This window comes from Serratia sp. MYb239 (assembly GCF_002966855.1).
GTDB classification, from domain to species: Bacteria; Pseudomonadota; Gammaproteobacteria; order Enterobacterales; family Enterobacteriaceae; genus Serratia_B; species Serratia_B rhizosphaerae.
In genome coordinates, this window is the sequence record NZ_CP023268.1 from 4117781 (window position 1) to 4144453 (window position 26673).

Here is a 26673-nt window from a genome sequence, read left to right on the forward strand (position 1 = left end):
CGTCCCCGTTTTTATTTCAGCCGCGTTATTTCACGCAGCGGGTGCACTGAGAGCTCTGGATCTTCTGGAAGAAGTCATTGCCCTTGTCATCCACCAGGATAAACGCCGGGAAATCTTCCACTTCAATTTTCCAGATGGCTTCCATCCCCAGTTCCGGGTACTCCACACACTCCAGACTCTTGATGCTCTGCTGCGCCAGCACCGCCGCCGGGCCGCCGATGCTGCCAAGATAGAAGCCGCCGTGTTTGTTACAGGCGTCGGTCACCTGCTGGCTACGGTTGCCTTTCGCCAGCATAATCATGCTGCCGCCGTGGGACTGCAGCAGATCCACGTAGGAGTCCATTCGCCCGGCGGTGGTCGGCCCCAGAGAACCGGAAGCATAGCCGTCCGGCGTTTTGGCCGGGCCAGCATAGTAAATCGGGTGGTCTTTCACATACTGCGGCAGCCCTTCACCGCGCTCCAGACGCTCTTTCAGCTTGGCGTGCGCGATATCACGGCCGACGATGATGGTGCCGCTCAGCGACAGGCGCGTGGACACCGGATATTGCGACAGCTGCTTGAGGATCTCGGCCATCGGACGATTCAGATCCACCTTCACCGCTTCCCCTTCGCCCGCCTGACGCAGTTCCTGTGGAATATAGCGGCCCGGATTATGCTCCAGTTTCTCCAGCCAGATGCCGTCGCGATTGATTTTCGCCTTGATATTGCGGTCTGCGGAGCAGGATACGCCCATGCCGACCGGGCACGACGCACCGTGACGCGGCAGGCGGATCACGCGGATATCGTGCGCGAAATATTTACCGCCGAACTGCGCGCCCAGCCCCAGATTCTGCGCTTCTTTCAGCAATTCTTCTTCCAGCGCCACATCGCGGAACGCCTGACCGTGCTCATTGCCTTCGGTCGGCAGGCCGTCGTAATACTTGGTGGAAGCCAGCTTGACCGTTTTCAGCGTCGCTTCGGCGGAGGTGCCGCCAATCACGAAGGCCACGTGGTACGGCGGGCAGGCCGCGGTGCCCAGGGTGCGCATCTTGTCCACCAGGTAATCTTTCAGTTTACCCGGCGACAGCAGCGCCTTGGTTTCCTGGTACAGATAGGTTTTGTTCGCGGAACCGCCGCCCTTGGCGATACACAGGAATTTGTATTCGTCGCCGTCGACGCTGTAGAGGTCGATCTGCGCCGGCAGGTTGCTGCCGGTATTCACCTCTTTATACATATCCAGCGCGGCGTTCTGCGAGTAGCGCAGGTTGTCTTCGATATAGGTGTTGTACACCCCGCGCGACAGCGCTGCTTCATCGCCGCCGCCGGTCCAGACGCGCTGGCCTTTTTTACCGACGATGATCGCGGTGCCGGTATCCTGGCAGGTCGGCAAAATACCCTTGGCGGCGATTTCTGAGTTACGCAGAAATTGCAGCGCAACGTACTTATCGTTTTCACTGGCTTCCGGGTCGGCAAGGATATCGGCGACCTGCTGCTGGTGCGCCGGGCGCAACATAAATGAGGCGTCGTGGAAGGCGTGCTGGGCAAGGAGGGTCAGGGCTTCCGGTGCAACTTTCAGGACTTCCTGCCCTTCAAATTCTGCGACGGAAACGTGGTCGCGGCTTAGCAGATAGTATTCGGTATCGTCTTTCTTCAGTGGAAACGGATCTTGATAATGGAACGGTTTATTCGACATTTATCTCTCACTTGCAACAATTAGCTGCGTTAAATTCACACTTTCAGCGCATGACTCGGGTCGCTGCGTCAAAAAAACTCACCACACCTTACTTATTTTTAGGTAGCCGGTTATTGCGCTAAATCGCAAAACGCCCCTGAATCGCGGGTGCAACGCCGTTTGAGCTTTTTCGACCACGTCCTGTGAGAACTGCGGGTACAGACTTATCTGGCACGTTTTATTATCCCGCAGTTAACACCTTGATTACAATCCGCACCGCCCGATCGGCTTATCATTGTGGTGAAAAAAGCACGTAAGCCTACATAAACCGATACGCTTTTTTCATCCTGAGGCATATTGCCAGCCCCGCGCGCCGCGTCTATGCTAGCGGCGATGAACAAAATCAGAATCCCTATCGCACTGCAACAAGCAGTGATGCGCTGCCTGCGGGAAAAACTGCAGCTGGCCCGGCAACATTTTGCCGAAGAATTTCCGGAACCCAAGGTCGTTTACCAGCAGCGCGGCACCAGCGCCGGCACCGCCTGGCTGCAAGACTGGGAGATCCGCCTTAACCCGGTGCTGCTGATGGAAAACAAGCAGTCGTTTATTGATGAAGTCGTGCCGCACGAACTGGCGCACCTGCTGGTATTCCGCCGTTTCGGTCAGGCGGCAGCGCCGCACGGCCGCGAATGGCGCTGGATGATGGAAGAAGTGCTGCAGACGCCGGCCAGCCGCACCCATCAATTCGGCATCGCCTCGGTGCAGAGCAAAACCTTCCCTTACCAGTGCCGCTGCCAGCTGCATCAGCTGACGGTGCGTCGCCATAACCGCATCCAGCGCGGCGAAAGCGAGTACCGCTGCCGCCGTTGCGGCGAAAAACTGGTCTTCTCCGCCGGCGAAACACGCGAACTGCGCGATTGAGACTTTTCGCCATTCCTCACCTCGCTTCCGGCCGCCGCTTTCCGCCAGCGGCCGGCACGGCTCGCTATGCATAACGCCGGCAAGTCTGCCGGATAAACAAATAATTAGCCTGATTTGCCACTGCCTGCGACTTCCGCTACCCTGCGTGCTTTTCTGATTTTGAGCTGTTTTGGAATATGCTTCGCAAAATTTTGTTCGCAATGGTTTTCATTTCTGGCGCGGTTAACGCGCATGGCATCAACAACTTCTCCCAGGCCAAAGCGGCAGCGGTCAAAATCAATCAGGACGCCCCCGGCAGCTTCTACTGCGGCTGCCAAATTCAGTGGCACGGCAAGAAAGGCATCCCCGACCTCCACGGCTGCGGCTTTCAGCCGCGTAAAAATGCCCAGCGCGCCGGCCGAATCGAATGGGAACACGTGGTGCCAGCCTGGCAGTTCGGCCACCAGCTGCAGTGCTGGCGCGACGGCGGGCGTAAAAACTGCAACAAGGATCCGGCATACCGCAAAATCGAAACCGATCTGCACAACCTGCAGCCGGCGATCGGCGAAGTGAACGGCGACCGTAGTAACTTTATGTACAGCCAGTGGCGCGGCGGTGAAGGCCAATACGGCCAGTGTCCGATGAAGGTCGACTTCAAACACAAACAGGCGGAACCGCCGGCCCGCGCCCGCGGCGCCATCGCCCGCACCTATTTCTATATGCGCGATCGCTACCGGCTGCGTCTGTCACGCCAGCAGACCCGGCTGTTTGAGGTGTGGAACCGTCAGTACCCGGTCAGCGACTGGGAATGTCGCCGCGAGGCACGCATCGCTAAGGTACAGGGAAACCATAACCCGTATATTCAGCAGGCTTGCCAGCAGCGCAAAAGCTAAATAGTCTGCATAGAGCAGCGGCAACGGCGCCGCTGCCGCTCGGCCGCCTTTGGGTATATACTCTTGGTCTTTCAGGACGCAGCGCTTCGGCTGCGAATTTCGTCAGGATTAGAACGTCATTATGCGCATACCTCGCATCTATCACCCGGAACCGCTGAGTTCCCATTCAGAAGTCGCCCTGAGCGAAGACGCGGCCAACCATGTCGGGCGCGTGTTGCGCATGGGCCCGGGCCAGGCGCTGCAGCTGTTTGACGGCAGCAACCAGGTGTTCGACGCTGAAATCACCCAGGCGGATAAAAAAAGCGTACGGGTGCGCACCGGCGACGGCCGGCTGGAAGATCGCGAATCGCCGCTGAACCTGCATCTCGGCCAGGTCATCTCACGCGGCGACAAAATGGAGTTCACCATCCAGAAGTCCATCGAGCTGGGAGCGAATACCATTACGCCGCTGTTTTCCGAACGCTGCGGCGTCTCGCTGTCCGGCGAACGCCTGGCAAAGAAACTCCAGCAGTGGCAAAAAATCGCCATCGCCGCCTGCGAACAGTGCGGCCGCAACCGTATTCCGCTAGTCCGCCCGGCCATGGCGCTGGAAGCCTGGTGCGCCGAGCAGGACGACAGCCTGAAACTGAATCTGCATCCGCGCGCCAGCCACAGTATCAATACGCTGCCGCTGCCGGTTAACCACGTCCGCCTGCTGATCGGGCCGGAAGGCGGCCTGTCCGCCGATGAAATAGCAATGACCTCCGGGCATGGATTTACCGATATCCTGCTGGGGCCACGCGTTCTGCGTACCGAAACTACCGCGCTCACCGCAATTACCGCCCTCCAGGTGCGTTTCGGCGATCTGGGTTAAAGGAGAAAGAACAATGATTAAGCTCGGCATAGTGATGGACCCCATCTCATCCATCAACATCAAGAAAGACACCAGCTTCGCCATGCTGCTGGAAGCACAGCGCCGCGGCTGGGAGCTGCACTATATGGAGATGGACGATCTCTATCTGCATGCCGGCGATGGCCGCGCCCGCACGCGCGTACTGAGCGTCAAGGAAGACAAAGAGTCTTGGTTCAGCTTCGGCACCGAGCAGGATCTGGCGCTGCAGGAACTGGACGTGATCCTGATGCGTAAGGATCCGCCGTTTGATACCGAATATATTTACGCGACCTATATTCTGGAGCGTGCAGAGGTCAAAGGCACGCTGGTCGTCAACAAACCGCAGAGCCTGCGCGACTGCAACGAAAAACTGTTCACCGCCTGGTTCCCGGAGCTGACGCCGGATACGCTGGTCAGCCGCAGCGCCGCGCACATCCGCAAGTTCCACCAGCAGCACGGCGACATTATCCTCAAGCCGCTGGACGGCATGGGCGGCGCATCGATTTTCCGCGTTAAGCAGGAAGACCCGAACCTGTCGGTGATTATCGAAACGCTGACCGAACACGGCAGCCGTTTCTGCATGGCGCAGAACTTCCTGCCGGCAATTAAAGAAGGCGACAAACGCATTCTGGTGGTCGACGGCGAACCGGTGCCTTACTGCCTGGCGCGTATTCCGGCGCAGGGGGAAACCCGAGGTAATCTGGCCGCCGGCGGCCGCGGCGAAGCTCGCCCGCTGAGCGAAAGCGACTGGCAGATCGCCCGTACCGTCGCGCCGACGCTGAAAGAAAAAGGCCTGGTGTTCGTCGGCCTGGACGTGATCGGCGACCGCCTGACCGAAATCAACGTCACCAGTCCAACCTGCGTGCGTGAAATCGAAGCAGCCTTCCCGATCTCCATCACCGGTATGTTGATGGATGCTATCGAAAAACGTCTGGCTACGCGTTAAGCTGACGGGCAGCGCGGCGTTATCGCCCGCGCTGCCGATTTTGCGTCGTTTGCGCCCTGATTGGTGCGACAGCGCCACTATCCACCCTACTCAATAATCGACAGACCGACATGAATTTACAGCACCACTTTCTTATCGCCATGCCAACCATGCAGGATCCCCGTTTCAAACGCTCGGTGATTTACATCTGCGAGCATAACGAAGAAGGCGCCATGGGGTTGGTGATCAACAAACCTGTGGAACAGTTTACGGTAGAAAGCGTGCTGGATAAGCTGAAGATTGCACCGGCCGAACGCGACCCGGCCATCAGCCTGGATAAACCGGTGTATGCCGGCGGCCCGCTGGCGGACGACCGCGGTTTTATTCTGCATACGCCGCAGCCGGGCTTTGACGCCAGCATTCAGATTTCGCCGGAGACCATGATCACCACCTCACGAGACGTGCTGGAGACGCTGGGCACCCCGGAGCAGCCGCAGGAAGTGCTGGTCGCCCTCGGCTATGCCGGCTGGGAAAAAGGCCAGTTGGAGCAGGAGGTGCTGGAAAACGCCTGGCTGACCGCAGAAGCCGACAGCGAAATCCTGTTCCACACGCCGATCGCCAACCGCTGGCGTGAAGCGGCCAACCGTCTCGGCGTCGATATCCGCAGCATCGCCAACCATGCAGGACATGCCTGATGAGCAACCGCACCCTCATCGCCTTTGACTTCGGCACCAAAAGCATCGGCGCGGCCATCGGTCAGGAAATTACCGGCACCGCACGCGCGCTGGCGGCGTTTAAAGCACAGGACGGCACGCCGGACTGGCAGAAAATCGAAAAAATGCTGCAGGAGTGGCAGCCGGATCTGGTCATCGTCGGCCTGCCGCTCAATATGGACGGCACGGAACAGCCGCTGACCGCCCGGGCGCGCAAGTTCGCCAACCGCCTGCATGGCCGCTTCGGCGTTCAGGTGGAGCTGCATGACGAGCGGCTGAGCACCGTGGAAGCGCGTTCGCATCTGTTTGACCGCGGCGGTTTCCGCGCGCTGGATAAAGGCAGCGTGGATTCCGCCTCGGCGGTGGTTATTCTGGAGAGCTGGTTCGAGCAGCATCTGGGAGCGTAAGTTTCTGCGCCGGCGCGAAGCGGCTGAACATGATCGCCCCCGCCGTCGGCACCACCTCGATTTCCGGCTGCGGTAATTCTTCGTCGTCGGGCAGCTCAAAGGTATCCAACGACAGCCGGTTAATCCGATAAGGGGTCAGCGTGCTGACCACCGCATAGCCGCGCCAGTCGGTAGTGACGCCGTACTGGTTGTCGACGCCGATACCCGATGAGCCGGGCACCTGTACGATCGCCATGGTTTCCCCCAGCGTTTGCCCCAGCGTCACGCCGCCGGCATGGGCCATCAGGCTGCCGGCCAGCTCGACATTCTGCTGGCGATAGTTCCGACCGCGTGCATAGCCGAGACGCAGCGAACCGGCGTTGTACTGATAACTGGCGCTGGCATCCTGACTGCTGCCATAGCTCTGGCTCTGGCTGGTGCTGAGATCGTAACTCAGGCTGTAATCCGACAGCAGCGTACCGCTGACGCCGACCCGCCGGCTGCCGGCGCCGTTTTTCGCCAGCCGGTGGTCGTAATTCAACTTCATACGCGGCAGCGCCAGTTTGCCCAGCGGTACTGAAAGCGACAGCCCGACCTGCCCCTGCTCTTTGCCGTAATTCCTGCGGCTGTATTCCGCATACAGATTGACGTCAACCGCGCCCCAGGTGGCGCTGTACCCCAACTCTACGCTGGTTTCACCTTTATCCTGGCCGCGCATTGCCTCACGCGCCAGCGTCAGATACAGGCTGTCCGACTCGGAGAAGTACTGATTGTAACGTGCCTCCAGACGGTACTTTTTCTCGGCGTCGAAATCGCCGATAAACATATCGTCATCCCAATCCCACCAGTAAAGCGTCTGCTGCTCTACCCCGTCGCCAAACGTCCGGTAACGCTGCCGCGGATAATATTGCGCCAGCAGGCTGACGGATGACTCCCAGGACGGGATTACCTTGGCGTAACGCAGGCGCCACATGCCGCCGCGATCGTCGGCAGAACGACGCGGCTGACGCGCCGCGGCATAGTTGTAATCCACCGACAGCGCCCCCCACTGGTTGAAGCTTTTCCCCACGCCCACGGCGGCGCTGCGATACAGCCCGGACAGCAATATGCCGCCATACAGCGTGGTTTTCGCCGGCAGGCCGTAACTGGCGGACAGCAGGCCAAACTGTGGCTGCTGCTGTTCTATGCCAAAATAGGGCTGGTATTTACCCAGCGTCAGGTCGTACTTGAGCCTGCCGCCGTGCACCAGATTCGGCATCGCGGAGTAAGGCAGTTTGCGCTCGGTTTCCGTTCCGTCGCTTTCACGCACGGTCACACTAATGTCGCCATCGGGATCCGGGGGATACACGTCCTTCAGAATAAACGCGCCGGGGGATACAAAAGTCTGGTAAATCACCTCGCCGTTTTGCCGCACTTTAACCTCGGCGTTGCTGCGCGCCATACCGCGGATCCACGGCGAAAACTGCCGCAGGCTCTCCGGCAGCATCCGATCGTCCGACGCCAGCTGGATGCCACGGTACTTAACGTTATCAAACAGGGTCGACGGCGTGTTGTTATCACCGATGCTCAACAATGCGCGCCAGGCTTTCAGATCGCGATAGGCCAGCGCTTTTTCCGTATGCCAGCTTGGCTGGCCCCAGGCGTCTTTCTGATAGACCGGCTGGTAACGCAAACGCCATGCCCCCAGGTTCAGGCCGGTGTTCAATTCCGCAAACAGGCTATAGCGCCGTTCGGCGTCCCGATAACGCTCGGCGGCATAGTGGCCGTAGTTAAGCTGATAGTCGATAAAACCGGCGTTAACGCCGTCGTCCCAACGATGGCTGATATCGCCGCCGCCGACCATCCGCGGTGAAACGTCCACCGTCAGCAGTTGTGATACCGGTTCATAAAAGAACTGCACGCCGGGTTCGTCGGCCGACACGCAGCCATCGGCCGAGGTCGCCAGCCCTGCGGCGAGTTTTCCCCGTACGCCCCACTCGCTGAGCAAGGTAGGAGTCACGCACGGCATACCCGCCGCATCCAGCGTAACTGCAGCGCGGCCTTTATAGGTATCGTTAAAGATAAGGTAAATTTTGTTCACTTCCGCCTGCGCGCAAGTGGTGGCAAGCGCCAGAGGAAGCAGGGTAAAGCGCAGGGCGGGTTTCATTCGTTCCTTGAGTATCAACCACACGATTCCGGCGTTTTATCAACGCCAAAAAGAGGCGCATAGTAGCGCCTCGCTTCTCACTAGACTGTTCGCCGCTTTCCATGCGTGAACGCTGTCTATCGGATTATTTACGTGCTGCCGCCAGTTCAGCTTTCGCCTGACGCAGTTCAGCGGCCACTTCTTTAACTTCAGCCTGCTTTTCACGCAGCTTACGCTGATATTTAGCCACTTTCTTCGCGTCGCCTTTTGCCTGTGCTTTGCGCAGGTCGGCTTTGATATCACGGACGTCTTCTTTCTTGTCCAGCAGCTTACGCTCTAACTTTTCGACTTTCTTCTGCACGTCAACTACAGCGCTACCGGTAGAGCAACGCGCGTTGACTTCACTCAGCGCACGCTTCAGGCCGGCTACGCGGTTGTAGTTGCCGTATCTTTCCGCCTGCTGAATTTGATATTCAATAGCAGAACGCTTAGCGTCGCAGTTATAAGCGGCAGACGCCATGGAAGAGAAACCAACGCCCAGCGCCATTACTACCGGCAGGATTGCCATTTTAGTCATTTTTTTCATGATATTATCCTTAAATATTACATGGACTCGGAGAGCCCGATGCTCCCCTTCCTGTCCACAACAAGTCTAAAATTTTGCCGCTTACCTTAAAAGCCAACGGCATCTTAATCACGCTGTAGGAAAGGATGATTATCCTGTAGTCCCTCAAGCCGTGACGCCAGACGTTCCGTTTCATCCAGCACCCGCCCGGCAAGCGCCATCTCGCTGGTCTGTTGCAACGCCCGGCACGCCCGGTCCAGCGCATCGACATGCAACAACCGTGCGGCGCCCGCCAGCTTGTGCGCCAGTGCCTGAACGTCGTCCCACGGCACGGGTTGCTGCCGCAGCGCCTTACGCAGCCGGTCGCCATCCTCATGCAGGCTGCTTAACAGGGTGGCGATAAACTCCTGCAGTACCTCCGGCTGCTGCAGCTCCGCCGGAAGTCTGGCGAAAATCGCCTCCTGGTGCGCCGCTGCTGGCGTGCTCACCGGCAGACGCTGCAACGTCTTCTGCAGCATCGCCAGATTGACCGGTTTAAACAGACAATCGTTCATGCCGGCCCGCAGGCACGCTTCGCGTGCGCTCTCCTGCGCGTTGGCGGTCAGGCCCCAGATAATTGACGGCGCCAGATGCCGCTCACGCTCATTCAGCCGTATCTGGCGGCTCAGGCTATAGCCATCCAGATTAGGCATATGGCAGTCGGTGATAATCAGATCGAACGGGGAATGCTCCAGCAGCGCCAATGCCTGTTCACCATCCTCTGCCGCCGTGGGGCAGTGGCCGAGAAACGTCAGCTGGCGGCTCAGCAACATGCGCCCGGCATGGTGATCTTCCACCACCAGCACCCGCAGGCTCCGCTCCGGCCGGGGAGTCGTATCGTTGCTCTGCGGCTGTACGTCCATCCGCCGCAGGCGCGCCATAGACAGCGCCACGGTAAATTCGCTGCCCAGCCCGACCTCACTGTTCACGCTGATAAAACCGCCCATCATCGCCACCAGCTTACGGCAAATAAACAGGCCGAGCCCCGCGCCGCCGACGTCGTTCTGCCCCTGGGTAAACGGCCGGAACAGTCGTCCCAGCGTGCGGGCGTCGATGCCTTTGCCGGTGTCGGAAACCTGCAGGCGCAGATCAAAATGCTCTTTGGTGACCTTCTCCACCACCGCGCTTAAGGTGATCTGCCCCTGTTCGGTAAATTTGATCGCGTTGCTCACCAGATTCGACAGCACCTGTTTGAAACGTACCGGGTCGACCAGTACGTCGCCGGTAATTTCCGCATCGATTTCCAACCTGAAATCCAGCCCCTTCTGTCTGGCAACGCCGTCAAACAGCATGGCCATCGACTCGATAAGCCGCCGGATGTCGGCGCGCTGGGGGTGCAGCACCAGACGATCCGCTTCAATACGCGAAATATCGAGAATATCGCCGATCAGCGTCAGCAATGAGTGCGCCGACTCATGGGCCACGCCCAGCAGCTCGATATCCGCCGGCTCATCGCCCGGCTGGCGGTTCAGCAGCAGTTCCAGCATGCCGATAATGGCATTCAGCGGCGTGCGTATCTCATGGCTCATCGTCGCCAGAAAGGTAGTTTTGGCGCGGTTGGCGCGGTCGGCATGTTCTTTCGCCTGGCGCAACTGCTCGATCAGGCGATCGCGCTCGGTCACGTCAAACCAGCCGCCTATTTTCCCCTCCGCCCGGCGCCCTTCGGTGATCCACAGCGAATTCCACTGCTGCAGGGTGTGCCGCTGCTCGCCCATCTGTAAATAGCGGGTGACGAACATCCCCTTGCCCTTCTCGCCGTCGGTCAGCGCAATATCTGACGCGCCGGGCAGCCCCAACGGGATATCATCCAGCGAGGTGCCGATAATCTGCGGCGCCGTAGCGCCGATGGCGCGGTAAAACGACGCGTTCGCCATCACGATCTGCCCCTGCAGATTGGTCATATAGATAGGCAGCGGCACGGCGTCCATCACCAGCTGGCAGCGGCGGGTCAGTTGCCGCTTGTTGCGCATCTGGCTGATGAAATACGCCGTGGCCAGCAAAATCAGCATCAGACTGGTGCCGAACAGCAGCGCGGGATAGTAACGAAACCAGCGCTTGCCGCTGCTTTGCGCCCCCTCAAGCAGGTAGGTATTGTTATACCAGTTGCTGGTCATGGCATGGATATCTTCCGGTGGTATATTGAGCAGCGCCTTATCCAGAATGGTCGCCAGCGGATATTCGGTGCCGGCGACGCCAATCACGAAGTGCGCCGGTTCGGTATCCAGCGATTCCAGAATATGCAGCCCGTCGGGTTGCTCATGCGCGAGGAAGAAATCCGCGCTAATCATCGGCAGCACCAGCGCCGACACCCGGTGCTTTTTCACCGCGTCAACTCCGGCCTGCGGCGAGTCTACGCTGATGATACGGCTCTCCGGATAGCGCTCCTGCAGGAACGCCTGCAGCGGATGGCCGTCGACCAGGGCGATCACCTGCGGATCGCCCTGCGCCTTCTGGCTCGCCAATCCCACCAGCACCCAGGAGTTAACCAGAAAAGAACGGGTGGTCATCAGGCCGTTTGGCCAGACGGAATCCAGCGTCAGCCCCACCACCACGTCCGCCTTACCGGCGTGAACCGCATTCAGCGAATCCTTGAGAGAACGGGCACGGATAATATCGAACTTCAGGCCGGTGCGATCGGAGATGGCATCCATCACATCGGCGCTTAACCCGCGAAAACCGCCCTGCACATCGAAGAAACTCAGCGGCGGAAAGTCGCCGTTGACCACCACCCGCACATGCGGATGATCCTCGACCCACTTACGCTCCAGCGACGTCAGCAGCAGGTGCTCTCCCCCCTGCGACATCGGAATGCCGCCGTTCCAGCGGCTTTGAATCTCCGCCTGCGTGCTTTCAGGAATGATCGACAGCACGGCGTCGAGGATTGTTTGCAGGCGTTCGTTGTCCGCCGCCAGACCAAAGGAAAAACCGCGCACCTCCTGCGGCGGCAGCAGCTGAATGCGCAGGTTGTTCAGATTCCCCTGATTAATCAGGTAGCGGGCGACCGTCGCATCGCCGATAAAGGCATCCAGTTTTTTGAACGACAGCGCCTCCAGCGCACGGCGGGGAACGTCCAGGCTCTGATAGTCGGCTACGGGAAAACGCTGCAGAATGCGCGGGTTATTACGATACTGGCTTTCAATGGCAATCTCCTTCAGCGGCTGGAAGCGCAGCAGACTGTCGGTGCGCAGCACCAGCGCAGGTGCTGCCGGCACATAGGCTTTGGTCAGCCGCAGGCCGGGCTCCTCTTGCCCCATTGCCGCCACGTTGCCGATCATATCAACCACGCCCTTTTGCAGATCCTGCCGCAAAGCGGCGTCATTTTCGTAGTAACGCACTTTGATCTGCACATTGAGGTTATAGGCGAGAATACCGAGGTAATCGGCGTTGATGCCGCCATAATCATTGGCGCCGCTGGTGATATCAAACGGCGGATAGTGCGGCGCCGCCAGGCCGAATACCAATACGCGTTTACGCCGCAGCCACAGCCAGTCATCGCTGCTCAGGTCGGGATCCGCCAATTGCACCTGCCCACGGCTGACCAAATTGATTTCCCGGCTTGGCGATAGCGTGACGGAATATACGCAAGCGGAAAACAGCGATAAAAATAATAATATATATTTAGCCATTATTTTCCGTGCTTCCCTGCTCGTTCAATAGCGCATAAACCTCCTCCAAAGATTTGCCATTAAACTTTTCAATCAGACGACTCTTATAAGTGCTGATTGTTTTATTACTGAGCAACAACCTGTCGGCAATATCCTTATTACTCAAGCCCTCTGACAAATAGCGTAATACCGTTAATTCACGATCGGACAGGCGCGCCAACGCATTACTATTCCGCTCCGCAGTATTAAACAACGGCGTTACCGCATCATAAGGAAAGCAGGCATAGCCCTGCAGTACCAGCTGACACAGCGGCACCAGCTGGCTGATGTCCTGATCTTTATGAAAGAATCCGCGTGCGCCTGCGCGCATGGCCCGCTCTGCGTAATTCTCCGCCGGGAGTCCGGTATAGACGATAACCTTGATGGCGCTGTTCAGCTGACGAATACGCTGGAGAACCTGCAGGCCGTCCATTTTATTTAGCATGATATCCAGAATCACCATGCCGGGGCGGTGCTCTTTTATTTTCGCCAGCGCGTCAGTGCCGCTGTTCGCCGTTATAATTACATTATCACCTAACTGCGCCAGCATTGTTTTGACGGCGAAACAGATTGCCGGATGATCGTCAACAACCAGCCAGGTATCCATAAGAACATCCTTATTCATGGGCAAGATAATCCGCGTATGGCTATGCGCCCCGTGAAATTAATAATCACAGGGGAGAACGACAGCCAAATTAAAAATAAAAATTAACAACGTCCATATTATCATTCTCGCGTCAGGATTGTGTCATTATAAAATTCCCTGCGCAATACGTTGCTGTATGCCCTGAGCAAAGGTTTGCATGCCGGCCTGCGCGCCGCTTTGCAATACGCTGGCCAGCTGATGCGTTTTTCCCTCGCGAATCATGCTGCTTACCGCCGGCGTCGCCGTCAGGATCTCAAACACCGCCGTTCTGCCGCCGCCGACCCTGCGCTGTAATTTCTGCGCAATCACCGCCTGTAAACCGCTGGCCAGTTGGGCACGCACGTAGGCTTTCTCCTCCGCCGGAAAAACGTCGATCACCCGTTCAACCGCCTGGGGAGCATTACGAGTGTGCAACGTCGCCAGCACCAGATGCCCGGTCTCCGCCGCGGTCAGCGCCAGCCGGATGCTGGCGCTGTCGCGCAGTTCACCCACCAGAATAACGTCAGGATCTTCGCGCAGCGCCGCGCTTAACGCCGCGTCGAAACTGCGGGTATCGCGGCCCAGTTCACGCTGCTGAATCAGCGACTGCGCGCTGTGATGGATAAATTCGATCGGATCTTCCAGCGTCAATATATGCCGCCGCTGATGACGGTTGATATGGTCGATCATCGCCGCCAGCGTGGTGGACTTGCCGCTGCCGGTCGCTCCCGTCACCAGAATCAGCCCCTCTTCCCGCTCGGTGAGCGCCGGAATAATCGCCGGCGCCTGCAGCTGTTCCAGCGTCGGGCAGCGTTCCGCAATGCGGCGCAGCGCCAGCGACACGCCGGTGCGCTGATAAAAAAAGTTGGCGCGCAGCCGCGTCCCGCCCGTGGTCGTCAAGGCACAATCCAACTGACCGGTTCGTCGCAGCTGCCGCAGTTGGCGCTCGTCGAGCAGCGCCGCACACAGCCGTTGCATGTCTTCTGCGGGCAGAACGGCGTCGCCCGCCAGCGGCTGAAGTTCACCATCGATGCGCATCATCAACGGTTGGGCGGTACAAAGGTGCAGATCGGAAGCATTATGCTTTACACTAAGGGCCACAAATTCATCGATATCCATATCTATCTCCCGGACCAAAAATGAGCACTATCCAACAGAATCTGCAGGATGTCAGGAGCCGTATTGCTCGCGCTGCCGAAAGTTGCGCACGCGCTCCGGAAGAGGTGACGCTGCTTGCAGTCAGCAAAACCAAACCTGTAGCGGCGATCGCAGAAGCCATCGATGCCGGGCAGCGCGCCTTTGGCGAAAACTACGTGCAGGAAGGGGTCGAAAAAATCCAGTATTTCAGCACGCAGCCGCAGGGCGCGGCGCTGGAGTGGCACTTTATCGGCCCGCTGCAATCCAATAAAAGCCGTCTGGTGGCCGAACACTTCGCCTGGTGCCACACCGTCGACCGGCCAAAGATCGCCCAGCGGCTGAACGACCAGCGTCCGGCCGAAATGCCGCCGCTCAATGTGTTAATCCAGATCAACATCAGCGATGAACAGAGCAAATCCGGCATCGGGCTGGACGAGTTGCCGCAGCTGGCGCAGGCCGTCGCCGCCATGCCGCGCCTGACGCTGCGCGGCCTGATGGCTATCCCGGCACCGGAGGAAGATCCTCAGCGGCAGTTGGAGGTCTTCGGCCGGATGCAGCAGGCCTTTTTGCAGTTGCAGCAGCAGCACCCGCAGGCGGATACGTTGTCGATGGGCATGACTGATGATATGTCCGCGGCGATTAGCGCCGGCAGTACCCTGGTACGCATCGGCACCGCGATTTTTGGTGCCCGTGATTATTCGCAGGCCTGACAGTACAGACGAGGAACGATATGCAACACCGCAAGATTACTTTTATTGGCGCCGGCAATATGGCGCGCGCTATCATCGCCGGTCTGGTCAGCGGCGGCTATCCGGCCAACCTGATTAGCGTCTGCGCGCCGTCGCCGAACAATCGCGATGCATTGGCCGCCGACTATGGCATTATCAGCAGCGCCGACAACGCCGCCTGTGCGCAGGACGCCGATGTGGTGGTGCTGGCGGTAAAACCGCAGCTGATGGCCGACGTCTGCCAGGCGCTGCAGAGCCAGGTCAGTTTTGACGGCAAGCTGGTACTGTCGATCGCCGCCGGCGTTCGGGTCGAGCGTTTCTATCAACTGCTCGGCCAGTCGCTCAATATCGTGCGCATCATGCCGAACACCCCGTCGCTGGTCGGGAAAGGTATGAGCGGCCTGTACGCGCCGCCACAGGTCAGCCAGCAGGATCGCGACTTCACCGGCGCGCTGATGGGTTCGGTGGGCAAAGTCTGCTGGGTGGACGATGAGAACGGCATTAACGGCGTGATTGCCGCCGCAGGCAGCGCGCCGGCCTATTTCTTCCTGTTTATGGAGTCCATGCAGCAGGCCGCCGAACAGATGGGCTTCAGCAGCCAGCAGGCGCGCGAGCTGGTGCAGCAGGCGGCCAGCGGCGCTGCGGCGCTGGTGGAAGCCAACCCGGAAACGTCGCTGTCGACCTTGCGCGAACAGGTGACGTCAAAAGGCGGCACCACCGCCGAAGCGCTGCGCGTGCTTAACGAACAACACCTGCCGGCAACCGTCGCTCAGGCGATGCAGGCGGCCGTTTCCCGTGCGCAGGAAATGGAAAAATCATTCTAATTAAGGAGCGAACCACGCAATGCTAACGCTGACTTTCCTGGTCAAGACCGTTATTGATATTTACGTTATGGTGCTGCTGCTGCGCATTTGGATGCAGTGGGCGCGCACCGATTTTTATAACCCGTTTTCCCAGTTCGTGGTGAAAATCACCCAGCCGGTAGTGGGCCCGCTGCGTCGCGTCCTGCCTTCGCTGGGGCCGATCGACAGCGCCTCGCTGCTGCTGGCGTTCCTGCTGATGACCATCAAGTATCCGCTGCTGCTGCTGATTCAGGGCGGCGCCATGGCGCTCAGCCCGTATAACCTGCTGTTCGGCCTGATTTCGCTGGTGAAGTCCGCCGGTTATCTGATTTTCTGGGTGATGATCATCCGCGCCCTGATGAGCTGGATCAGCCAGGGCCGCAGCCCGATTGACTACGTGATGTATCAGCTGACCGAGCCGCTAATGGCGCCGATCCGCCGTATTATCCCGGCGATGGGCGGCATTGACTTCTCGGCGATGGTAGTGATTCTGATCCTGTATCTCATCAACTACCTGGGTATGGATCTGTTCGGCGAGATCTGGTTCCTGCTGTGAGCGCCGTCACCCTGCTGCCGGACGGGCTGGTCATCAGGCTGTATATTCAGCCGAAGGCCAGCCGCGACCAGATTATCGGTCTGCATGGCGACGAAATAAAAGTCGCCATCACCGCGCCGCCGGTGGACGGCCAGGCTAACGCCCATCTGATCAAGTTTCTCGCCAAGCAGTTCAAGGCGGCGAAGAGCAACATCACTATCGAAAAAGGCGAACTGGGCCGGCATAAACAGTTACGCATTATTCATCCGCAACAGCGCCCGCCGGTTATTGCGGCGCTGATTGACTAAAGCTTCAAGGTATCACTATGCAAAAAGTCGTTCTTGCCACCGGCAACCCCGGTAAAGTACGCGAACTCGCCGCGCTGCTGGCCGATTTCGGTCTGGACATCGTGGCGCAAACCGAGCTGGGCGTCGAGTCCGCCGAAGAGACTGGCCTGACGTTTATCGAAAACGCCATCCTGAAGGCGCGCCACGCGGCACAGGTTACCGGCCTGCCGGCAATCGCCGATGACTCTGGCCTGGCGGTGGATGCGCTCGGCGGCGCGCCGGGCATCTATTCCGCCCGCTACGCCGGCGAAGACGCCAGCGACCAACAGAATCTGGACAAACTGCTGGATGCCATGCAGGCGGTGCCCGCCGGGCAACGCGGCGCCCGCTTCCACTGCGTGCTGGTGTATCTGCGCCACGCCGCCGACCCGACGCCGCTGGTGTTCCACGGCAGCTGGGCCGGGGAAATCACCACCACCTCCGCCGGCCGCGGCGGCTTCGGTTACGATCCGATCTTCTACGTCCCGGAACTGCAGCGCACCGCCGCCGAGCTGACGCGCGAGGAGAAAATCGCCGTCTCGCACCGTGGTCAGGCGTTGAAACTGCTGCTGGAAGCGATGCGCAATGCCCAGTAACGCCGTACAACTGCCGCCGCTGAGCCTGTACATCCATATTCCGTGGTGCGTGCAGAAGTGCCCCTATTGCGATTTCAACTCGCATGCGCTGAAGGGCGAGGTGCCGCATCAGGAATATGTCGACCATCTGCTGGCGGATCTGGACGCCGACCTGCCGCTCGCCGGCGGTCGCAGCATCAGCACCATCTTTATCGGCGGCGGCACCCCCAGCCTGCTGAGCGCGGAGGCGATGCAAAGGCTGCTGGACGGCGTGCGGGCGCGCATTCCCGTCGCCGACGACGCCGAAATCACCATGGAGGCTAATCCCGGCACCGTTGAGGCCGACCGCTTCAGCGGCTACCAGCGCGCCGGCGTTAACCGTATTTCGATCGGCGTGCAGAGTTTCAGCAGCCAGAAGCTGGAGCGCCTGGGCCGCATCCACGGCCCGGAAGAGGCCAAGCGTGCGGCGCAGCTGGCTACCGGCCTCGGCCTGCGCAGTTTTAACCTGGATTTGATGCACGGGCTGCCGGACCAGTCGCTGGAAGAAGCGCTGGATGACCTGCGCCAGGCCATCGCCCTGAATCCGCCGCATCTGTCGTGGTATCAGCTGACCATTGAGCCAAATACCCTGTTCGGCTCGCGCCCGCCGCCGTTGCCGGATGACGACGCGCTGTGGGACATTTTCCAGCAAGGGCATGAACTGCTGACCGCCGCCGGCTACCAGCAGTATGAAACCTCGGCCTACGCCAAGCCGGGCTATCAGTGCCAGCACAACCTGAACTACTGGCGCTTCGGTGATTATCTGGGCATCGGCTGCGGCGCGCACGGCAAACTGACCTTCAGCGACGGACGCATTGTGCGCACCGAAAAAACCAAGCATCCGCGCGGTTTTATGCAGGGCAACTATATGGCGAAGCAGCATGAGGTAGCGACGGCGGATCGGCCGTTCGAATTCTTTATGAACCGCTTCCGGCTGCTGGAAGCTGCGCCGCGCGACGAGTTCCGCATTTACACCGGGCTGGATGAAAGCGCAATCCGCCCGCAGCTGGATCAGGCGCTGGCAAAAGGCTATCTGACGGAAAACGCCGACCGCTGGCAGATTACCGAACATGGCAAGCTGTTCCTCAACTCGCTGCTGGAACTGTTTTTAGCCGACGAGTAACCATAAAAAAGCGCCGAATTCGGCGCTTTTTGCGTGATAAGTCCGGATAAAATGGAAGCCCCGCTACACGGCGCTTTCATTGTCCAGCCCCAACGATCTCTCCGCCTTACTTCAACGAACTCAGTAACGCCTTGCGCTGGTCTTCCAGCGAGGTGACGCGGTTGCAGACGTCGTGGCCGAAGTTTTTGAAATCCTGCTCCTGGTTGTTCCACTCGTTATGGATCGCCTTCTGCAGGCCGCCCAGGTTGCCCATGATCGCCTGCAGCGGGTTACCGCCGCTGTTGGCCGCCTGCTTGACGCCCATTTCGTTCAGGCTGTCCTGCAGCACGCCGCCCATGCTCTGCTGCACGATATTGCGGCCATCCTGTTCAACCTGCGCAATGGCTTTGTGGTGGAAGGCCAGGCCGTCGCTGCGGTGCTCGATAATCCGGTTCATCTGCTGCTTCAGCTGGCCGTTCAGGGTGGTCAGGCGGTTACGCACGTTGCTGTCGCTGCCCAATTCCTTGACGATCACCTTATCCAGCGCCACGCGCGCCTTTTCCAGGTGCTGCTGCGCGCCGTCATCGATCCACGGCAGCTCTTTACGCAGCGCCGTCTGGTAGCGGAAGGCCTGCTGGCGCTGGCTGTCGCTCAGCGTCAGCGCCTGGCCGTCGCGGGTCACATCGCCGTCCGGCGAGATCTGCAGATTACCGCTGGCGCCCACCACCTGCACACTCTGCGGGCTGATAATCACATCGTCCTGCGGTTTAACATTGCACTGGTAGGCGGCATGCGCCTGCACGGCGGTGAACAGCAATAACGCCAAGCCGGTTTTCTTCAACATAATTTCTCCTGAGATTCCCTTCCAACCGTATACCCGTACGCGGGTAACCACAGCGGGATCTAAAAAATCGAACGACCAATTCGTTGAGACAACAGTTCCAGCGCCGCAGTTCCCGCCAGCGAGTTGCCGGAGGCGTCCAGCTCCGGCGACCAGACGACAATCGCCATCTCGTCGGGCACGATCGCCACGATGCCGCCGCCGACGCCCGACTTGCCCGGCATGCCGACCCGGTAGGCAAATTCGCCGGCGCCGTCATACATGCCGCTGGTCATCATCAGCGCATTGATCTGCCGCGCCTGCAGCGGCGTGATTACCGCATTGCCCTGCAGGTCGCGTCCATTATTGGCCAGATAAACAAAGCTGCGCGCCAGCTCAATACTGCTCATCCGCAGCGCACAGTAGTGAAAATAGGTATGCAGCACGGTCAGCACGTCATTTTCAAAGTTGCCGAACGACTTCATCAGGTAGGCAATCGCCGCATTGCGGTCGGAGTGCTCAAATTCGGAACGCGCGACGCGCGCGTCGTAGGCCAGATCGTCTTCGCCGGCCAGCTGACGCACCACTTCCAGCATCCGCTGCTTCGGCGCGCTCAGGCGGGTTTGCAGCATGTCGCACACCACCAGCGCCCCCGGGTTGATAAACGGATTGCGCGGCTTGCCCTGCTCCATTTCCAGCTGCAGCAGCGAGTTGAACGGCAGGCCGGAAGGCTCTTTCCCCACCCGCTGCCAGATTTCGCTCTCCTGATAGCGCGTCAGCGCCAGCGTCAGGCTCAGCACTTTGGAGATTGACTGGATGGAGAAGCGCTCCGCCGCGTCGCCCGCCTGATACAGCGCGCCATCGACGGTGCACACGGCAATCCCCAAACGATCCGCCGGCACCTCCGCCAGCGCGGGAATATAGTCAGCGACCTTGCCGCTGCCGATCAACGGACGCACCTGCTGCAGAATCTCCGCCAGCAGCGCGTTATCCAATGCTGTTACCAACTCTTTTCTCCGGACAAAACAAAGGCGCCCTCAGGCACCTTCTGACAATTCCGCGGCATGACGGGCCGGACGTATCCGGCCCCGCTATTCACAGCCGGCGATCAGTCCCACCAGATATCAAACAGATCGCTGACTTTCACTTCAGTCATGTTGCGCGCTTCCAGCCAGTTTTTCACCAGCTCGCGGTGCTCTTCGGTGCAGTGACCCATTTTCTGCAGGCAAATCAGGCCTTCCCACTGCAGATAGCCGCTGCCGTCAAAGGCCAGGCCGTTAGGTTCGATCACTTCGTCAATGAAGGCGTCCAGGGTCGCGTCGATGTCCTCAACCGCGGTGCCTTCGGCAAAGCGCCAGGCGACGGAGAAGCCCAGTTCCTGAAACTCTTCGATATGCAACTTTTTACGTAAACGACGACTGCGGTTCTTAGCCATTATGCTTTCCTCTCAAACATCAAATCCCAAACGCCATGTCCCAGACGCTGGCCGCGTAATTCAAATTTGGTTAACGGACGCGATGCCGGACGCGGGACGTAATCGCCGGTTTCCGACTGATTACGGTAGCCGGCAACGCCGTTCATCACCTCTAACATATGTTCCGCATAGTGTTGCCAGTCGGTGGCCATATGGAACACGCCGCCGACTTTCAGTTTGCGCAGCACCAGTTCGACAAACGGCGTCTGTACGATGCGGCGTTTATTATGGCGCGCCTTATGCCACGGATCCGGGAAGAACAGCTGCACCATTTCCAGCGAGCCGTCCGGGATCATATTCTCCAGCACCTCAACCGCATCATGACACATCACGCGCAGGTTGCTCAGCTCCGCCTCATGGGCATCGGCCAGGCAGGCGCCGACGCCCGGCGAGTGTACTTCAATCCCTAAAAAGTTCTGCTGCGGGTTGTTGCCCGCCATGGTCACCAGTGAGGCGCCCATGCCAAAACCGATTTCCAGCACCACCGGCGCATCGCGGCCGAACAGTTCCTTCAGATCGACAGGCTGCGTCTGATATTCCACGCCCATTACCGGCCAGTAGTGGTCCAGCGCGTGCTGCTGACCTTTGGTCAACCGCCCCTGGCGGCGCACAAAACTGCGGATGCGGCGCATAGCGCGGCCGTTTTCATCGAATTCCGGGGAGATGACGTCATTAATCATAGTGCTTTCTGTCTGTTTGGCTGCCAATTAGGGAAAGGCGCATTATGCAAAGATAGCCCGGTTTAGCAAGTGTTCATCTTCTCTCTCCGGCATCTTTCCCGATATGAGAAGCAACGATATCGCTACCGTCGGAAAGTTCCGGTTTACACCACCAGCGCACTATGCTGCAATCGCGCATCAATATCAGTCTGATACGAAACCCGATTATGATGCAAGCACGCCAGTTCTCGCACCAAGTGCTTGAATGGTACCAACGCTACGGGCGCAAAACGCTGCCGTGGCAATTAGATAAAACGCCCTATCAAGTATGGCTCTCCGAGGTGATGTTGCAACAGACTCAGGTTGCCACCGTCATTCCATACTTTCAGCGATTTATGGCGCGTTTTCCCACCGTCAGCCAGCTGGCCGCCGCGCCGCTGGACGAAGTGCTGCATCTGTGGACCGGGCTCGGTTACTACGCCCGTGCGCGTAATCTGCACAAGGCGGCACAGACCATTGTCGCACAACATGGCGGCGAATTCCCGACCAGCTTTGAAGAAATTGCCGCGCTACCCGGCATCGGCCGCTCCACCGCCGGCGCCATTCTGTCGCTGTCGCTGGGGCAGCACTATCCGATCCTCGACGGCAACGTGAAGCGCGTGCTGGCACGCTGCTATGCGGTAGAAGGCTGGCCGGGCAAAAAGCCGGTGGAGAACCGTCTGTGGCAAATCAGCGGCGAAGTCACCCCGGCGGAAGGCGTCGGCCAGTTCAACCAGGCGATGATGGACCTCGGCGCGCTGGTCTGCACCCGCTCGAAACCGAAATGCGAGCTGTGCCCGCTCAGCAACGGCTGCATCGCCTATGCCAACCACAGCTGGGCCAACTATCCGGGCAAGAAGCCGAAACAGACGCTGCCGGAAAAAACCGCCTATTTCCTGTTGCTGCAACAGGGCGAGCGCGTCTGGCTGCAGCAGCGTCCGGCGGTCGGCCTGTGGGGCGGCCTGTTCTGTTTCCCGCAGTTCGCCGTTCGTCAGGAAATGGAACTCTGGCTGCAACAGCGGGGTCTGAACGCAGAGCACGCGCAACAACTGACGGCGTTTCGCCATACGTTCAGCCATTTTCATCTGGATATCGTGCCGATGTGGCTACCGCTCGACGGTGCCGGCGGTGCCATGGATGAAGGCGACGGTCTCTGGTATAACTTGGCGCAGCCGCCGTCGGTCGGACTGGCCGCGCCTGTTGAGCGATTGCTGCAACAGCTGGTCAAGCAGCCGCCGACCCAATCGAATCTATTTGGCAACAGCGCCACCGATGAGGAACTAGCATGAGCAGAACCATTTTTTGTACCTACCTGCAGCGTGACGCCGAAGGGCAGGATTTCCAGCTGTATCCGGGCGAGCTGGGTAAACGCATCTTCAACGAAATCTCCAAAGAAGCCTGGGGCGAGTGGATGAAGAAGCAGACCATGCTGATCAACGAGAAAAAGCTCAATATGATGAACCCGGACGACCGCAAGCTGCTGGAGGCGGAGATGGTGCGCTTCCTGTTTGAAGGCCACGACGTCCATATCGAAGGCTACACGCCGCCGAGCGAATAACCTGTTTCGGGGCCGGCGCTGGCCCCTGCAATGCCCGATTACATTCATCAAAATACGGCTTAAGATGAAGAAAATTTTAGCTTTGCTAGTGATAGCACCTTTATTGATTTCCTGTTCCGGTAAAAAAAGCGATGAGTTCAACGAAGCCTGGGTGAAAGACACCAACGGCTTCGACATTCTGATGGGCCAGTTCGCCCACAACATCGAAAATATCTGGGGTCTGAACGAAGTTCTGATCGCCGGGCCGAAGGATTACGTCAAATATACCGATCAGTATCTGACGCGCAGCCACATCAACTTTGATGCCGGCACCATCACCTTTGAAACCATTTCGCCGACCGATCCGGCCGCCAGCCTGCGCAAGGCGATCGTCACCACCCTGTTGATGGGCGACGACCCGAGCTCGGTTGACCTTTATTCCGACGCCAACGATATCCAGATCAGCAAAGAGCCGTTCCTTTACGGCCAGGTGGTGGATAACAAAGGCCAGCCGATCCGCTGGGAGTGGCGCGCCGCGCACTTCGCCGACTATCTGGTGCAGAACAAGCTGCAAAAACGCACCTCCGGCCTGCACGTAATCTACTCGGTCACCATTCAGCTGGTGCCGAACCACCTGGATAAACGTGCGCATAAGTACCTGCCGATGGTGCGTAAAGCCTCGGAGAAATACGGCGTGGAAGCGTCGCTGATTCTGGCGATTATGCAGACCGAATCCAGCTTTAACCCATATGCGGTCAGCGGTTCCGACGCGCTCGGCCTGATGCAGGTGGTGCAGCATACCGCCGGTAAGGATGTGTTCCAGATGCACGGCAAATGGGGCAAACCAAGCCGCAGCTACCTGTTCGATCCGGCGAACAATATCGATACCGGCACCGCCTATCTGGCGATTCTGCAGAACAACTACCTGGGCGGCATCAAGAACCCGACCTCGCGGCGCTACGCGGTGATCACCGCCTACAACGGCGGCGCCGGCAGCGTGCTGCGCGTGTTCTCCAGCAACCGCAGCAAGGCGTTTGACGTCATCAACGACATGCAGCCGGGCGATGTGTACACCACCCTGACCACCAAGCACCCGGCCGGCGAGTCGCGGCGCTATCTGGTGAAGGTGAACACCGCGCAGAAGAGCTATCGTCGCCGTTAAGTCATGCAAACAGGGGCGCAATGCGCCCCTGTTTTTTTCCTCACGCCACGCGGCGGCTACGGCTTGACCACGTAGCCGAAAATCCGCTTCCAGCCGTGGTCCTTTTTCTCGACATACACGCCCTGCAGCTCCGGCGAAAAGCCCGGCAGACGGTTGATTCCCTCCTCCAGCGCCAGGAAATAGCGCTGCGCCGCGCCGCCCCACGCCTCCCCCGGCACCACGCACAGCACGCCCGGCGGAAAAGGCAGCGCCCCTTCGGCGGCAATACGCCCCGCCGCCTGCGATATCGGCACCAGCTCGACGTTATCGCGGATAAACGCCACGTTGGCGTCCTGCGGGTTCATCATCACCGGCGGGAAGTGCGCCTGACGGAACATCTCTTGCTGCAGCCGTTTCACGTCATGGCTGACATACAGGTCGTGCATCTCCTGGCACAGCTGGCGAATGCTGTAGTTGCGGTAGCGCCGCTCATGTTTGCGGTATACCGTCGGCAACACCTCACAGAGCGGCGCATCCTGTTCAATATAGCGCTCAAACTGCACCAGCTTATCCACCAGGCGCGCCATTTTGGCCGGTTTCTCCGCCGGGGTCAGCAGGAACAGGAGCGAATTGAGATCGCTCTTTTCCGGCACGATGCCGTTTTCCCGTAGGAAGTTGGCCAGAATCACCGCCGGCACGCCGAATTCACCGTACTGCCCGGTCTGGGCATCAATGCCCGGCGTAGTCAGCAGCAGTTTGCACGGGTCGACCAGATACTGTTCCTGCGCATAGCCGGCAAAGCCGTGCCAGGCCGCGTCCGGCTCGAAGGTGAAGAAACGTGCGTCGCCGGCGATGTGTTCACTGTCAAAGCTCTGCCATGCCTGCCCGTCCACCTGCGGCGGAATAAACGGTCGCAGCTGACTGCAGCGCTGTAGCAGCTGTTTACGCGTTTCAATGCCCAGCCGCACGCACTCCATCCACATGCGTCGCCCCGCCTCACCGGCGTGCATTTTGGCGTTGACGTCCAGCGCGGCGAACAGCGGATAAAACGGGCTGGTCGATGCGTGCAGCATAAAGGCGTTATTCAAATGCTTATGGTTGCAGTGGCGCTTCTGCCCCTTGATATGATCGTCTTTCTTGTGAATCTGCGAGGTCTGCGAAAAGCCCGCCTGCTGTTTGTGCACCGACTGAGTAACGAAGATGCCCGGATCGTGCTCGTCCAGCTCCAGCAGCAGCGGCGAGCACTCTTTCAGCATCGGGATAAAGCCTTCATAGCCCACCCAGGCGGAATCAAACAGAATGTAATCACACAGGTGGCCGATGGTGTCGAGCACCTGCCGGGCGTTGTAGAGGGTGCCGTCGTAGGTGCCGAGCTGAATAATCGCCAGCCGGAACGGCCGTGCCGCCTCGGCCTTGTCCGGCGCCACCTCGCAGATTTGCTGGCGCAGGTACGCTTCGTCAAAACAGCCGGCATCGATACCGCCGATAAATCCGAACGGGTTGCGCGCGGTTTCCAGATAGACCGGCGTGGCGCCTGCCTGAATCAGGGCGCCGTGATAGTTGGACTTGTGGTTATTGCGATCGAACAGCACCAGATCGCCGCGCGTCAGCAGCGCGTTGGTCACCACCTTGTTCGCCGCGGAGGTACCGTTGAGCACAAAGTAGGTTTTGTCAGCGTTAAATACCCGCGCGGCATGTTTTTGCGCATCCTTCGCCGCCCCTTCATGGATCAGCAAATCGCCCAGTTTCACATCGGCGTTGCACATATCGGAACGGAACAGGGTTTCGCCATAAAAATCGAAAAACTGCCGCCCCGCCGGATGCTTACGAAAGAATTCCCCTCCCTGATGCCCCGGGCAGGCAAAGGTAGAATTTTCCATCTCTACATAGGTTTTCAGCGTCTTGAAAAACGGCGGCAGCAGCGCCTGCTCATAGGCGTCTGCCGCGGCTTCCAGCTGCGCCATATAAAACGCCTTGCTGGTGCCGCTCAGGGTGAAAACGCCGGTCACCAGCGGCAGATAATCCGGCGATAGCGGTTCTTCCTCTTCAACGGCAACAAAGGCCGGTATGTTAAACCCGGTCGCCTGCAAACGCGCCAGAATACCGGCGTTCACATCATCGACGGAGACTACCACCGCCGCCACGTCGGTGTAATCGGTGTGTGCGACACGCACGACTTGCCGCAGGGTTTCAATACTGGCGGACAAACCGGTGCTGATTGCTATCTTCAAGTCTTTCATTGTGCCAACTCTCAAACAATGGGGAATGAAGTGACGCCATCAGCCTGCATAAAATAATGACGATTATCCTGCGGCCACCCGGTAAGGGCGCAAATGGAAAAGTGAAGCACCGCCGATAAATACTTTAGATTAAATTATGTTA

At 59.0% G+C, this 26673-nt stretch carries 26 protein-coding genes; 15 read left to right on the forward strand and 11 right to left on the reverse strand.

What is annotated here, in order from left to right:
* Positions 1-25 precede the first annotated feature (25 nt).
* Positions 26-1672 carry a class I fumarate hydratase FumA gene (gene fumA, locus CLM71_RS19685; protein ID WP_015673783.1) on the reverse strand — a complete coding sequence of 549 codons (1647 nt, stop codon included), beginning with the start codon at positions 1670-1672 and terminating at the stop codon, positions 26-28.
* A 372-nt stretch (positions 1673-2044) separates the two neighbouring features.
* Between fumA and CLM71_RS19690 the strand changes: the two genes are divergently transcribed.
* From CLM71_RS19690 to ruvX, 6 genes are all read left to right on the forward strand, one after another.
* Positions 2045-2572, forward strand: a complete 528-nt coding sequence (locus tag CLM71_RS19690) for a SprT family zinc-dependent metalloprotease (protein WP_105232496.1) — start codon at positions 2045-2047, stop codon at positions 2570-2572.
* A 176-nt stretch (positions 2573-2748) separates the two neighbouring features.
* On the forward strand, positions 2749-3444 hold the full coding sequence (endA, locus tag CLM71_RS19695) for a deoxyribonuclease I (protein ID WP_105232497.1): 696 nt from the start codon (positions 2749-2751) through the stop codon (positions 3442-3444).
* A gap of 121 nt (positions 3445-3565) precedes the next feature.
* Entirely contained in the window at positions 3566-4297 is a 732-nt protein-coding gene (rsmE, locus tag CLM71_RS19700) for a 16S rRNA (uracil(1498)-N(3))-methyltransferase (RefSeq protein WP_105232498.1), read from the forward strand.
* 13 nt (positions 4298-4310) lie between these two features.
* Positions 4311-5261, forward strand: a complete 951-nt coding sequence (gene gshB, locus CLM71_RS19705) for a glutathione synthase (protein WP_105232499.1) — start codon at positions 4311-4313, stop codon at positions 5259-5261.
* Between the two features lie 110 nt (positions 5262-5371).
* On the forward strand, positions 5372-5935 hold the full coding sequence (locus CLM71_RS19710; protein WP_105232500.1) for a YqgE/AlgH family protein: 564 nt from the start codon (positions 5372-5374) through the stop codon (positions 5933-5935).
* Complete coding sequence (gene ruvX / locus CLM71_RS19715) at positions 5935-6360, forward strand: Holliday junction resolvase RuvX (protein ID WP_105232501.1); 426 nt, start codon at positions 5935-5937, stop codon at positions 6358-6360. Before CLM71_RS19710 ends, ruvX begins: the two co-directional genes overlap by 1 nt.
* On the opposite strand, the gene CLM71_RS19720 is transcribed toward ruvX, so the two are convergent.
* The 5 genes from CLM71_RS19720 to CLM71_RS19740 all read right to left on the reverse strand — a co-directional run bounded on the left by CLM71_RS19720 (position 6320) and on the right by CLM71_RS19740 (position 14456).
* Complete coding sequence (locus CLM71_RS19720) at positions 6320-8485, reverse strand: fimbria/pilus outer membrane usher protein (protein ID WP_105232502.1); 2166 nt, start codon at positions 8483-8485, stop codon at positions 6320-6322. The genes ruvX and CLM71_RS19720 overlap by 41 nt on opposite strands.
* 124 nt (positions 8486-8609) lie before the next feature.
* Positions 8610-9050: a DUF1090 domain-containing protein gene (locus CLM71_RS19725; protein WP_105232503.1), complete on the reverse strand. Its 441-nt coding sequence runs from the start codon at positions 9048-9050 to the stop codon at positions 8610-8612.
* Between the two features lie 104 nt (positions 9051-9154).
* Positions 9155-12694: a transporter substrate-binding domain-containing protein gene (locus CLM71_RS19730; protein WP_105232504.1), complete on the reverse strand. Its 3540-nt coding sequence runs from the start codon at positions 12692-12694 to the stop codon at positions 9155-9157.
* Positions 12687-13319: a response regulator transcription factor gene (locus CLM71_RS19735; RefSeq protein WP_158684837.1), complete on the reverse strand. Its 633-nt coding sequence runs from the start codon at positions 13317-13319 to the stop codon at positions 12687-12689. Before CLM71_RS19735 ends, CLM71_RS19730 begins: the two co-directional genes overlap by 8 nt.
* Positions 13320-13463: 144 nt before the next feature.
* The gene (locus CLM71_RS19740; protein WP_105232506.1) at positions 13464-14456 is read right to left on the reverse strand and encodes a type IV pilus twitching motility protein PilT; all 993 of its coding nucleotides are present in this window, start codon (positions 14454-14456) and stop codon (positions 13464-13466) included.
* A gap of 20 nt (positions 14457-14476) precedes the next feature.
* On the opposite strand from CLM71_RS19740, the gene CLM71_RS19745 reads away from it, so the two are divergent.
* Genes CLM71_RS19745 through hemW form a run of 6 tightly spaced genes read left to right on the forward strand, consistent with a single transcriptional unit; the run spans position 14477 to position 18642 of the window.
* Positions 14477-15184 carry a YggS family pyridoxal phosphate-dependent enzyme gene (locus CLM71_RS19745; protein WP_105232507.1) on the forward strand — a complete coding sequence of 236 codons (708 nt, stop codon included), beginning with the start codon at positions 14477-14479 and terminating at the stop codon, positions 15182-15184.
* 20 nt (positions 15185-15204) lie between these two features.
* Complete coding sequence (gene proC, locus CLM71_RS19750; protein ID WP_105232508.1) at positions 15205-16026, forward strand: pyrroline-5-carboxylate reductase; 822 nt, start codon at positions 15205-15207, stop codon at positions 16024-16026.
* Between the two features lie 19 nt (positions 16027-16045).
* Positions 16046-16600, forward strand: coding sequence for a YggT family protein (locus CLM71_RS19755; RefSeq protein WP_015673797.1), 555 nt, complete (start codon positions 16046-16048; stop codon positions 16598-16600).
* Positions 16597-16887, forward strand: coding sequence for a DUF167 family protein YggU (gene yggU, locus CLM71_RS19760; protein ID WP_105232509.1), 291 nt, complete (start codon positions 16597-16599; stop codon positions 16885-16887). The genes CLM71_RS19755 and yggU overlap by 4 nt, the downstream gene beginning before the upstream one ends.
* A gap of 17 nt (positions 16888-16904) precedes the next feature.
* Positions 16905-17501: an XTP/dITP diphosphatase gene (locus tag CLM71_RS19765; RefSeq protein ID WP_105232510.1), complete on the forward strand. Its 597-nt coding sequence runs from the start codon at positions 16905-16907 to the stop codon at positions 17499-17501.
* Complete coding sequence (gene hemW / locus CLM71_RS19770) at positions 17491-18642, forward strand: radical SAM family heme chaperone HemW (RefSeq protein ID WP_105232511.1); 1152 nt, start codon at positions 17491-17493, stop codon at positions 18640-18642. Before CLM71_RS19765 ends, hemW begins: the two co-directional genes overlap by 11 nt.
* Before the next feature lie 106 nt (positions 18643-18748).
* Here the strand turns inward: hemW and CLM71_RS19775 are convergent, their stop codons facing one another.
* The 4 genes from CLM71_RS19775 to trmB form a co-directional block, all read right to left on the reverse strand.
* On the reverse strand, positions 18749-19465 hold the full coding sequence (locus CLM71_RS19775; RefSeq protein ID WP_105232512.1) for a DUF2884 domain-containing protein: 717 nt from the start codon (positions 19463-19465) through the stop codon (positions 18749-18751).
* Positions 19466-19524: 59 nt separating this feature from the next.
* Positions 19525-20448 carry a glutaminase B gene (gene glsB, locus CLM71_RS19780; RefSeq protein WP_105232513.1) on the reverse strand — a complete coding sequence of 308 codons (924 nt, stop codon included), beginning with the start codon at positions 20446-20448 and terminating at the stop codon, positions 19525-19527.
* Between the two features lie 101 nt (positions 20449-20549).
* Positions 20550-20876: a YggL family protein gene (locus CLM71_RS19785; protein WP_105232514.1), complete on the reverse strand. Its 327-nt coding sequence runs from the start codon at positions 20874-20876 to the stop codon at positions 20550-20552.
* Entirely contained in the window at positions 20876-21595 is a 720-nt protein-coding gene (trmB, locus tag CLM71_RS19790; protein ID WP_105232515.1) for a tRNA (guanosine(46)-N7)-methyltransferase TrmB, read from the reverse strand. Before trmB ends, CLM71_RS19785 begins: the two co-directional genes overlap by 1 nt.
* 161 nt (positions 21596-21756) lie before the next feature.
* Here trmB and mutY point away from each other — a divergent pair, with 161 nt between their 5' ends.
* The 3 genes from mutY (at position 21757) to mltC (ending at position 24312) form a co-directional block, all read left to right on the forward strand.
* On the forward strand, positions 21757-22902 hold the full coding sequence (gene mutY, locus CLM71_RS19795; RefSeq protein ID WP_370446959.1) for an A/G-specific adenine glycosylase: 1146 nt from the start codon (positions 21757-21759) through the stop codon (positions 22900-22902).
* On the forward strand, positions 22899-23171 hold the full coding sequence (locus CLM71_RS19800) for an oxidative damage protection protein (RefSeq protein WP_015673808.1): 273 nt from the start codon (positions 22899-22901) through the stop codon (positions 23169-23171). Before mutY ends, CLM71_RS19800 begins: the two co-directional genes overlap by 4 nt.
* A 64-nt stretch (positions 23172-23235) precedes the next feature.
* A complete protein-coding gene (gene mltC, locus CLM71_RS19805) occupies positions 23236-24312 on the forward strand; it encodes a membrane-bound lytic murein transglycosylase MltC (protein ID WP_105232516.1) in 1077 nt (358 codons plus the stop codon).
* Between the two features lie 56 nt (positions 24313-24368).
* Here mltC and speF read toward each other — a convergent pair whose 3' ends face one another.
* Complete coding sequence (gene speF, locus CLM71_RS19810) at positions 24369-26531, reverse strand: ornithine decarboxylase SpeF (protein WP_105232517.1); 2163 nt, start codon at positions 26529-26531, stop codon at positions 24369-24371.
* Positions 26532-26673 lie beyond the last annotated feature (142 nt).